Here is a 573-nt window from a genome sequence, read left to right on the forward strand (position 1 = left end):
TGCCGTTGCGCTTGTACATGCGGGCGCCTTCCAGCGTGCCGACGCTGGAGGGGGTGGAGAACACCTGCTGGCTGCGGACTTCGGATTTGCCGTCGGCCGACAGCTGGGCGACGCTGATCTGGGTGTTGCCGTAGGCGACGTACATGGTGTCGTTGTCGTCGACGAGCAGGCCGGCGTCGTAGTAGCACTTGTTGATGGTGGTGTGCCGGTTCCAGGGGCCTTCGGCGCTGGTGGCGGTGTAGATGTAGGTCTTGCTGAAGTCGATGCAGCCGCCCCAGTAGAAGGTCTTGTTGCTGGGGCGGTAGTTGAGGAACGAGGCCCAGATGCCGTTGACGTAGCCGCGGCCGCCGTTGAGGTCGTATTTGGACCCGAAGTCGAGTGTGGGCACCGAGTGGCCGGCGTACTCCCAGTGGACGAGGTCATAGGAGCGCAGGACCGGCGCGCCGGGCGAGTAGTGCATCGTCGAGGCGGAGTAGTAGTAGGTGTCACCGGCCCGGAAGATGTCGATGTCGGCCAGGTCGTCCCACAACACCGGGTTGGTGTACGTCGACGACGGCGGCCACGGCCCACCCG

The 573-nt window shown here is 64.9% G+C and carries 1 protein-coding gene; it reads right to left on the reverse strand.

Going from position 1 to position 573, the window contains the following annotated elements; all coding sequences use genetic code 11:
- Nucleotides 1-573 (reverse strand): glycoside hydrolase 43 family protein (locus tag HHX31_RS33435; protein ID WP_169953809.1); only part of this gene is annotated, 573 nt, incomplete at both ends.

The organism is Microbispora sp. H11081 (assembly GCF_012999535.1).
In the GTDB taxonomy this organism is placed as follows: Bacteria; Actinomycetota; Actinomycetes; order Streptosporangiales; family Streptosporangiaceae; genus Microbispora.